General features: G+C 61.2%; 6 protein-coding genes and 2 pseudogenes. 6 read left to right on the forward strand and 2 right to left on the reverse strand.

Annotated elements, in window-relative coordinates; translation table 11 throughout:
• Positions 1–16: 16 nt before the first annotated feature.
• Complete coding sequence (locus tag NKI08_RS26680; RefSeq protein ID WP_352773534.1) at positions 17–1,297, forward strand: S8 family serine peptidase; 1,281 nt, start codon at positions 17–19, stop codon at positions 1,295–1,297.
• Positions 1,298–1,342: 45 nt separating this feature from the next.
• Here NKI08_RS26680 and NKI08_RS26685 read toward each other — a convergent pair whose 3' ends face one another.
• On the reverse strand, positions 1,343–3,742 hold the full coding sequence (locus NKI08_RS26685; RefSeq protein WP_352773536.1) for a M15 family metallopeptidase: 2,400 nt from the start codon (positions 3,740–3,742) through the stop codon (positions 1,343–1,345).
• Between the two features lie 10 nt (positions 3,743–3,752).
• Entirely contained in the window at positions 3,753–6,527 is a 2,775-nt protein-coding gene (locus NKI08_RS26690; RefSeq protein WP_352773538.1) for a phospholipase D-like domain-containing protein, read from the reverse strand.
• A 266-nt stretch (positions 6,528–6,793) separates the two neighbouring features.
• On the opposite strand from NKI08_RS26690, the gene NKI08_RS26695 reads away from it, so the two are divergent.
• The 5 genes and pseudogenes from NKI08_RS26695 to NKI08_RS26715 all read left to right on the forward strand — a co-directional run.
• A complete protein-coding gene (locus NKI08_RS26695) occupies positions 6,794–7,171 on the forward strand; it encodes a hypothetical protein (RefSeq protein WP_352773541.1) in 378 nt (125 codons plus the stop codon).
• 33 nt (positions 7,172–7,204) lie between these two features.
• The gene (locus NKI08_RS26700) at positions 7,205–8,089 is read left to right on the forward strand and encodes a tyrosine-type recombinase/integrase (RefSeq protein WP_352773543.1); all 885 of its coding nucleotides are present in this window, start codon (positions 7,205–7,207) and stop codon (positions 8,087–8,089) included.
• Positions 8,082–8,447, forward strand: coding sequence for a site-specific integrase (locus tag NKI08_RS26705; protein WP_352773546.1), 366 nt, complete (start codon positions 8,082–8,084; stop codon positions 8,445–8,447). Before NKI08_RS26700 ends, NKI08_RS26705 begins: the two co-directional genes overlap by 8 nt.
• Positions 8,448–8,603: 156 nt before the next feature.
• A pseudogene (locus NKI08_RS26710) lies at positions 8,604–9,101 on the forward strand (tyrosine-type recombinase/integrase); the annotation flags it as partial.
• A 120-nt stretch (positions 9,102–9,221) separates the two neighbouring features.
• A pseudogene (locus tag NKI08_RS26715) lies at positions 9,222–9,811 on the forward strand (IS66 family transposase); the annotation flags it as partial.
• Between the last annotated feature and the right edge of the window lie 100 nt (positions 9,812–9,911).

The following is a 9,911-nucleotide window of genomic DNA, read 5'->3' on the forward strand; positions in this document are numbered from 1 at the left end:
GAGAGGGAGGACGAGTATGGCAAAGCAGAAGCGAGCAGTTAGCGCGGTGGACCTGGAATACATCATCATCGAGCGCCCGGTGGTCGATGGCAATCTGCAGGGCGCCGAGGAAGGCGTCTTAGCCGACGCCCTAGAAAAGTCGCCTGGGTCGCCCCCACCGCCGCCGCCCCCGATCCTGTCGGTCACATCCGCGATGCTGACGGCTGAGGAGGCGCAGAAAAAGAACGATGAACCCGGCTTCATTGCCATCCCCAACATGCCGGTGATGCTGATCGCGCCGCGTATCGCAGCCGACTTCGGTCTTCAGGTGTCGGCGGATGCGGTCGGCGATGCCAAGGCGCTAAAAATGTCGTGGGGCATCGAGAGCGTCGGGGCGAGCCTATCGATGATGGATGGCTCCGGCGTCAGGGTAGCGGTTATCGACACCGGCATCGACAGCGCTCATCCGGCTTTCGCGGGGAAGAAAATCATTGGGCGAAATTTCACCGGCGGTGATCCGAACGACTTCACCGACAGGCATGGGCACGGCACGCACTGCGCCGGCACGATCTTCGGCGGCACTGTCGATGGCGTGCGCATCGGGGTCGCGCCGGGTGTGATGGACGTCTTCATCGCCAAGGCGCTTGACGACAAGGGGCGCGGTTCGACCAAAGCCGTGCTCGACGCCCTGCGCTGGGCGGCGGAGAACAACGCCCAGGTGGTCTCCATGTCGATCGGCTTCGATTTCCCCGGCATGGTGCAGCGTCTGGTGAAGGGCGGGCAGGAAGTGCCATTCGCCACCTCGATCGCACTGGTCGCCTACCGTGAGACACTGAAGCAATTCGAGCTTTGCGTGGCTGACCTCCTCCAGGAGAATGCGGCGAGCCAGGGGATGGTCATCGCAGCCGCGTCCGGCAACGAGAGCCGTGCCAACGAGAACCCGAAGAACGTGGTCGGCGTGAGCGTGCCCGCGGCCGCCTCGCCGGACATCATCTCGGTAGGTGCCGCACTGCGCAACGCCAATAGCATGCTCGAAATCGCGCCTTTTTCGAATGTCGGGCCGCGGCTCAGCGCCCCAGGCGTCGACATCGTCTCGGCCAAGGCAGGCGGCGGACTGGTCGCCATGAACGGCACCAGTATGGCGTGTCCGCATGTCGCGGGCATCGCCGCGCTCTGGTGGCAGAGCGAGCGCGAAAGCGGCAATGGGGAAAGCGGGCTGGCGGTGCGTGCGAACGTGATCGCTCTCGCGAAGCCGGCGGGATTTGCTCCGGGCGTTCCGGTGGTCAGCCGCGGCAAGGGGCTGGCAAAGGCACCGTGACGGGTCGACACGAAAAGCGGACTCGCGCGCCAGAACAGATTTGGGTCAGAACAGTTTTGGCTGATCCGCCCCAAAAAGTTCGAAATGCATGTAGTCCTTTGTTGCGACGGCGGCGCCCAGCCAGCGCAGGCCGCCACCGTCGCTAGCGGCGAGTCCGGCCGCGGCTTCCGGCGCCAGATTAAAAAAGCCGAAGCGCGCCACAGAGGCCTCGATACCGATGATCTTTGGCGCGCTGACCTTGGCAGCTTTACGGAAGAGATCCGCGGAATCCGCCAGAACTCGCGCGGCCGCCTTGGCTTTGGCGGGGGTTGCGCCCGCGCCTTCCAGCAGCGTTCCAAGCTCCGCCAGCTTGGCTGGTACCGCCGTTGCCAGCGCATAGGCCGTGGTCAGCTTGGATCCCGGCAGCGTTGCACCACAAAGCCGCGTCACTGCCGTGCCCATTCCGTCCTTCAGACCGGCCGCCGTGGCAAACGCCGCGACAAAGGCCGCATTGGCCCTCGACAGGATGGTTGCCGCCGGCAGCAAGGTGTCATACGGCGCCGGCGTGCGCAGCTGGACGCTCTCGGCTCCATAGAGATCGACACCGGTGAATGCGGCGATGATTGCCAAGGGCAAGTTGGTTTTCTTGATGTTGGGGTTGATTTCCGGATCGATGTCCACCGCCCAGCCGAATGAGTGGTTGCTGAGCTGGCCGGGGGAATTGACGTTGGGCCGGATGTTGAAGCCCCCTACGCTCTTGATGGTGTTGAGAGCCGGCTGCGCACCCTTGGCCGCCAGCAGCGTGGCGGCTTTTGCCAGCCGGATCTTCAGATCGGGATGCACCGGCGACTTGAAGCTCGCCTTCGGGAGGCCTGCACCCACCATCTGCTTGTAGTAGGCGTTGACCCGCTCGATCGCCTTGGCGGGATTGCCCGGCGCTCCGAACTGGGTATACAGCCGGCCGCGGATGTTTTGAAAGCCGGCGAATCCATCGCTGATGTTGCTTCGCACGAAAGCCGACAGTTGGTTCCATTCGGAAAGAATATCCGCCGAACTGGCGGTGGCGGAAATCGTGGCCGTAATGGCGCCCGCGGCCTCCTCGACAGGCAGCGTGATTCGCTCCAAGGCCGTCATTAGTGCCAGCCGCAAGGCCGCTGCAAGTTCGGCCGGCTCGAACGTTTCCAGCAGCGCGACCACGGCAGGTGCATCAAGTCCTGGAAACAATGTTGTCTTGAGATGGCCGTCGAACGCCATCATCTGCTTTTCGAGTTGCGGCCAGAGCCAGACCAGGGTTTCGCGATTGGTCACGCGCGCCGTGACCGCGTCGACGATCGCTGCGACGCCATCTCGGGTAGCTTGATCTGCACGAGCGACGCTGGCGGCGGCCTCGGGCACGAGCGCAGTAATGACGGGCCAGGGCGGCGCCACGGGTGCCTTGACCAGCGGTATCCTTGCTACAAGGCCTTTGACATCGAAGCCGGCGGGCACTGTGCCTGCGGAGACGAGCTTTCCATCAGCCGATGCCGCCCGGTCGTCGGCGTAGCTGGCGGCGCCATTATAGGCTTTCCACCCTTTCAGCGCCCAGACGCGCCAAGAGATGCCAGACTTGTAGCTGCGGCCAAGCGCGTCAAGAAAGATGTTGATTCCAGCGTTCATGTTGTCACGCCAATCCCAGGCGATTGACGCCGTCAGATCGTCGGGATGGGTGAACTGGGAAAGCCCGACACCAAAATCGAACGCCGCGATGGGGTATTGTGCCGGGTCGGTCGGCCATTCGAAAGGCACACCCTTGTACTTGGTCTTGGTGCTGGATGATGGATTGAAGTGCCTGAACCCGGCCTCCCATGCGAAAATCGCATCGAGCATGTGCCACAGATTGGCATCACGCTTGTTAAGCGCACGGCGGATATGGGCACGTACGGCAGCTTCGTCGGGATTTGCGCCGATGATCCTAACGTGGACAACATCCTGGAGCCAGTTGGTGGCGCCAGGCGGCCGCGCTGCGACCGAAAGCAGGGCATGGCCGCCGCCGACATGATCGGCCGGCGCCGCAGCGGGAAAGATCGAAAAAGCCGCGCTGTTGCTCGCACCTTGCCATTCATCGCCCAGCCGAACCACTTTGGCATAGTAATTGGGGTTTTCCTTGGTGCCGCCCTTCTTCTGATACCGCCCCAGCACATGAAAGCTCTGCAATCGCCAAATGATAGGCGTTTTGGCGGGATCGAACCCGCCAATCTTGCAGGACAACTTGATTTCGGGCATGCCACCTTTCGTCGAAAGCGTGAAGACATTGCCATTGAAAGCGTTCGAGCGCGGCACACCGCCCGCGCTGTAGGGGCTTGGCGGGTCGGCACGATCGAGGTTTCCGATCGTCAGTTCGTAAGGGCCATCCACCAACCGGCGCACCGGCAATGTAAGACCGTTATCCCTTCCGTTGAAAACCGCGTCCTTGATGACAGGTGTCATATACAGATCCTCAACCTTCGAGATATTCCGACAGCGTCATCCGCATATGGCCCGCCGGCGGTGCCTCTCCGACCGCCAGGCGCGGCGCATGGGCGCTGACTGCAGCTGCAGCCGAGGTGTCCGCGAGCCTGCTCGCGCGTCTCCAGTCGATCTCGAAGGCGCCAAGGAAATAGCCCGCAATATCTGTGTCATCGAAAATCAGGCTCGCATCACGATTGAGGCTGACGCCCAGCGAGCTCCAGTTTTGGCTGCCGATCAGCACCCGCTTGCCATCCACCACGATGCCTTTTGTATGGGTGTTGCTGATGCCGCGGATCCGGTTGTTGACGTCGGGAAAACCCCGGCGCTTGAGTTCCTGCCCGGTAACGAGAAGTTCGGAACGGCTGCCTCTTAGGACGATGCGCACGTCCTCGATATGTTTGGCTTTCCTAGCCAGTGCGTCGACCAGCACACCCAGATTGCCGCCCGTATCCGCATCCACGTTGATGTATTGGTTTTGGAACACCAGCTGTTCTTTTGCCGACTCGATCAGCTCCAGAACGGCATCGGTGAAGACCTTGCCGTGCAGGTCGGGGGTAAGCAGCGGTTTCACGCGCACCTTTCGCGGCCCGATATCGAGAGGGAGCAGCAGTTGCGTCGCCGCGGCTTCCAACATTACGGTTTGCAGCGCCGCCTTGGGAACATCGACATAGATCTCATCGGCCACGGCCTCGAGGCTGCCGCCCAGTTTTCCCGATTGCGCGAAATCAGCTTTTATGTGGCTGCTGAAGCGCTTGGCGAGCTCGACATTGTCGATGATCACATGCCACTCGCGATTACCCATTGCCGACACCTTGGTCGGATTGGCAAGGTCGGCCTCTTCCACCTTGGGCTGGCTGTTGTGGGTCCAGTTTCCGCTCGACAGCCAGATCAGATGATCGTCCCGCACGGTCACTTTGATGTGGTAATCGCTGGCGACAAGCCCGGCCGAGCCCTTCGGCACGTAAATATGGTCGAAGCGCGCGCCGAAGGTTTCATGCCAGGCCGCGAAGGTCGCCTTGCGGTTGAATTCGTCGGCGGCTTCCTTCTTGTCATTGCGTGTGTGTGGATCGAGAACGATCGAAAGCGAGGCTCCCGCCTTCAGTGCCGATTCCATCCCAGCGGCAATGTGCTTGACGTGAAACTGGTACATAGACGACACGAACTTCTTGGCGCCTTCGCAGAACGCCTGAAGGTTTATCCAGCCCTGTTCCGGCCCGACGTGGCATTTCACCGTCATCGCTTCTTCGACAATATCGAAGCTGAACTCCGGCCCGGTCCGATCGGCGTCATTGTATTGCGTGGATGATGCGGACTCTATCGCCAGTGCGCCGATCGACTGGGCGAGTTCTGCAATTGTCGCTGAACGCACCACCACAGGGTGCCCCATCACGGATGGCGGACATTGTGCTTTGACATCGGACACTGCGGCAGGGTCAGCGGCGACCACCACACACTCTTGGTCGGTGATCAGGCCGCCGTTCACCACATAGCCTGGCAACACCTTGACCACGCCGCCTATGCGCGTTTCACGCCGAAATTGCCGAGCCGCGCTCACCACATCTGCCTTCGCCGCAGCTACCTGGAGCGGAGTCTGCGTCTGTGGTGCGCCCAAGGATACGCTCACCGTCAACGGAAATATCAAAGAGACAGAATTGCCCTGAGCGGCCGTCTGCTCGCCAGCTGCTTGTTGAATCGTGGAAACCCTGACGACAGCATCGACAGACGGCGGAGACGACCGATTTGACTCTCCACCAGCTGTCCGCGCCCCTTGCCAGGGGCGCTTCAGAATATACTGGCGCAGCATGGAGGCCGGAACCGCATAGTTTTCAACCATGTAGAGACCGGCAAAATGAAGCCCGACCGCCTTGCCTGTTTCCATCGAGACGACAACCGACCCGGAATTGCCCCCGATCGTCGTGCAATCATGTGTATTCCAACCCCGGCTGGGGTCGTCCATCTTGCCGGGTGCAATCCGCTTGACGTCGTAACGGCTCCCAAAGATGCGGTCCATCCAGGCTTGATCGGGGATGATTTCGGCCGGCGCACGCGCCGGGTAGCCGATGACGGCCACGTCCGTGCCAGCCGCCACATCCTGCTCGGCGATCTCGACACGACCGGGGCTGGTGCCGTCATTGTGTCGCCTTACCTTGAGGAACGCGATGTCAGCCTTGCTCGTGTCAGCCTCAATCCAGATCACCTGCTCGACAACAACCGAAGCCGTAGCCTTGCTGTCCGCTTCATGCAGATAGCCGACGCTGACTTGCAGCTTGCGGCCAAGTTGCCCCGGAATGAAGCGGTATTCGCCGCCGTCCCAGCGGGCCACCAGTTCGGCGACGTGGCGGTTGGTCACCACCACATCGTCGTCGACCAGCCATGCCGTCCCCAGGAACGTGGCGGACCCGGGGAAGTTGACCACGTCGATGCGGCCGACCAGCGGAATGACCGGATTGATCTTGGCTGCGGCCGCCTTGAGCCGTTCCACCACGACCCGTGCACCCGCGTCGATTTCGACGCCTTTCTCGGAGATCAAATTGTCAGCGACGAAGAGGGCAGGCCGGCCTTCCCGAATGATCGATTCAGCCACGACCTGGACGTAGTCGACGCTGTCACCCGCACTTCCGGCGGTCGCGTCAAGGGTTGTCGCCTCGAGAGTCGCTGCCTTGTTGGCGAGTTGCTCGTCCATTCGGCGCGACACTGCCTGGAACACGGCGGGATCGCGCGTCTCCAATTTGGCCAGCCATTGTTTGAAGACTTTCGAATCCACTGCCACCCGTCCCCCAAGATCTAAGCAGCCAAGGTTTTCATTACATATGTTTTATTTGTGATCGTCAACAACAGTAGGCTCCATATTAATAATTCAACATAGGCAGATCGCCAGTGTTCACATGGAATCTGTAGACGGGACCGGAGCGTTCTGAGATTGAAAGCTCGTCGCTTCAGATATCAAAAAGCATCCATATTCGTTGGAAGGAACCGAGGTGTAGGTGGAATTGGTGCAGATCATGTGCCAAGTTATCAAAGGGGGAACGGATGGAGACTTGGCGGTCAGCTGTCTTTCAAGTTCTGCAGGGGGGTGATCGCAAGGTCCTCGGTACTGCTTTCAGTATTTTTGGCGGGCGCGTCCTGACCTGCATGCATGTGCTACTCGGGCAGGATAAGGTTCTGATCGAACATCGCGCCGGGCAGGCGATTTTCAACTTTCGATCTGTCTTTCTCTTCCGCTCCGTCGACCAGGGCCCTGTTGCTATCGCCGAGTGGGCCTTGCATGACCAATATGACGTCGCATGCGGCCGTTTGGCAGAAGGCGCGACATTTTTCAGCCAAATCCCACGCCAGACTGCAGTCGTCACACCATCTACCTCTGTAACCTGCGCCGGTTTCCCTGCATCGGGTGCCGACACGCTCTAAGTTTTGAGCGTAGCGTGGCCGCCCGCCCTCAGGATGCAGGGCCATCAAATCACCGCCTTCGCCTTGTTTGCCGACGAGCGCGGTCACAGTGGCCCGCTCACCAACGATATCGTCCTGAACTGGGTGCAAGGCCAGGCCAAACGGGCCAGTCCTTTCTCATGGGCCCGGCGCCTCGAGGCCCTTCGCCCGTTCGCGAGGTATCTTGCCCGGCTCAATCCCGGCACCGAGTTCCCACAAACCGCGACCTTTGGTCGCTCACATCGCCGCCTCGCACCGCACGTCTATTCGGAGCAGGAGATCTGCGACCTTGTGACCGCCGCTTCGCGCCTCGCCCCTGAGGGCGGGTTGCGGCCGGCAACCTACGCGACGATCTTTGGGCTGACCGCCGCTACGGGTCTGCGCCGCTCAGAAGCAATTCACCTGCGCTGCAGCGATGTCAATCTCGATGGAGCGTTCCTTACGGTTCGGAACACGAAGTTCCGTAAATCCAGGCATGTGCCCATACACGCCACCGTCGTAGCCAAGCTACGGCGCTATCTGGCGGTTCGGGCGCGTCCTGGTGCACTCACCGAGGACTCACCGCTGTTCCTGTCTCCGGCGGGTGGATTCATCGCGGAGCGGAGGATCAATAAGGTTTTCCAGAAGCTTCGCACCAACCTTGGTTGGACCGCGCGGGGCGGCCATGGCAAGGTGCGTATTCACGACCTGCGCCACACCTTCATTTGCCGCCGTATCCAGCTCTGGCACGAGCATGGCGCCGATATCGACAACGCCATGGCGGCGCTCTCGACCTATGTCGGCCACGCCAAGATCTCCGATACTTATTGGTATTTGACCGGCGTCCCGGAACTCATGGCGGTCGCTGGCAAACGATTCGAGCTGTTCGCCTCTACCGTTGGAGAGGGTCATCATGACTGACCCCAAGCTGGTATCGTCCTTCCCCATCCTGCTGCAACGCTTTTTCGTCGAGCATCTGGGCAATCAGCGAGCCGTCAGTTCGCGCACCATCGCCGCCTACCGCGATACCTTCCGATTGTTGCTTGACTTCGCCGAGGCGACGATTGGAAAGGCGCCCACCCGGCTGACCCTGGCCGACCTCGATGCGCAGTTGATCCTGAGCTTCCTCGACCACTTGGAGAAGGAGCGGAGCAACGGCGCCCGTACTCGCAACGCCCGCCTGGCGGCACTTCGCTCTTTCCTTAAGTATGCCGCCCACTACGACCTTACCGCGCTCCCCATCATCGAACAGGTGCTGGCCATTCCGATGAAACGATGAAACGGTTCGACCGGCCGGTCCTGGGATTTTTGTCACTCGAGGAGATGCAGGCGATCCGGCGATCCTTGACGCGCCGGATGCGCGCACATGGGCAGGTGAGCGGGATCGCGCACTGTTCAGCCTGATGTACAACACCGGCGCCCGCGTGTCTCGGAAGCCATCGGCCTGCGCGTCGGCGAGGTCGCCGTCGATGGCTCGGCGGTCGCGCACCTGCATGGAAAGGGGCGCAAAGACCGCAGCGTGCCGCCCTGGCGGACGACCGCCAACCTGATCCGTAACTGGAAGCGCCGGTTGGACTACGCCGGCGAGGAGAACTTCCTGTTTCCGAACCGAGGCGGAAGATGCATGGCGCGTTCGAACGTCACCCAGCGCCATGAACTTGCGGTCTCGGCCGCCGCGGAACGTTACCCGCAAATCGCGCGTCGCTCGATTTCGCCTCACACCATCCGCCATAGCACGGCAATGCATCTTCTGCAGTCCGGCGTCGACATCAGCGTCATTGCCCTATGGCTGGGTCATGAGAGCCCCGCCACGACGCACATGTACCTTCAGGCGGATCTCGCCATGAAGGAGCGTACGCTCAACCGGCTGCAGCCCATGACGGCCAGTCAAACCCGGTATCGACCGCCGGACCAGCTCATGCAGTTCCTTTGAGCCTCTAAAAATTATGCGCAGTTCACCAGTTGGAAATCGTTCGGGAAACCGATGGTTACACGCTCCTGTCCCGATGAGCTGCGCATAATCATCGGGTGCGCATAATCGCGGTTATGTAGATTTCTACATAAGCGTGATGACCGACCATTCGGCGGTGTCGATCCGCCGGCGGCGGTGTTCTATTATTCCCGCGATCGCCGAGCGGAACATCCCGCGGCGCATCTTGCCGGCTGGAGCGGCATTCTGCAGGCCGATGCCTTGGTGGTTATGGCGATCTCTATGCGACGGGTCGTCAGCCGGCGCCTATTCTGGAAGCCAGCTGCTGGGCCCACAGCCGGCGCAAAGTGTTCGAGCTGGCCGATATCGAAGCGGCGGCGCGCAAGAAGGCGCACGGCGAGAAGCCCAATCTGATCTATCCGCTAGCGGTTGAAGCCGTGAAGCGCATCGATGCCCTGTTCGATATCGAGCGCGCGATCAACGGCCTGTCGCCGGCCCAACGCCACGCCGTGCGCCAGGAGCGGAGCCTGCCGCTGGTCGCGGAGCTCGAGACCTGGATGATCGAGACGCGCGACAAGCTCTCGCGCGGAGATGATCTGACCAAGGCCTTCAACTACATGCTGCGCCGCTGGCCATCCTTCGCCCGGTTCCTCCACGACGGGCGGATCTGCCTATCGAACAATGCAGCCGAGCGAGCCCTGCGCGGCATCGCGAAGACCGATTCATTATGCACCTCCTTTTCAAATGGCGGAAAACAGCGATTCCTGGTTGTCGTCGTGGATGCGATGCGGAGTATTGCGCGCCAAATCGGCC

This window comes from Mesorhizobium sp. M0768, from assembly GCF_040320195.1.
Taxonomy (GTDB): domain Bacteria; phylum Pseudomonadota; class Alphaproteobacteria; order Rhizobiales; family Rhizobiaceae; genus Mesorhizobium.

Excerpts from the sequence above, each read along its gene's own strand:
- NKI08_RS26680 (WP_352773534.1), top strand. The coding sequence starts at position 17 with ATGGCAAAGCAGAAGCGAGCAGTTAGCGCGGTGGACCTGGAATACATC.
- NKI08_RS26685 (WP_352773536.1), bottom strand. The coding sequence starts at position 3,742 with ATGACACCTGTCATCAAGGACGCGGTTTTCAACGGAAGGGATAACGGT.
- NKI08_RS26695 (WP_352773541.1), top strand. The coding sequence starts at position 6,794 with ATGGAGACTTGGCGGTCAGCTGTCTTTCAAGTTCTGCAGGGGGGTGAT.
- NKI08_RS26700 (WP_352773543.1), top strand. The coding sequence starts at position 7,205 with ATGCAGGGCCATCAAATCACCGCCTTCGCCTTGTTTGCCGACGAGCGC.
- NKI08_RS26705 (WP_352773546.1), top strand. The coding sequence starts at position 8,082 with ATGACTGACCCCAAGCTGGTATCGTCCTTCCCCATCCTGCTGCAACGC.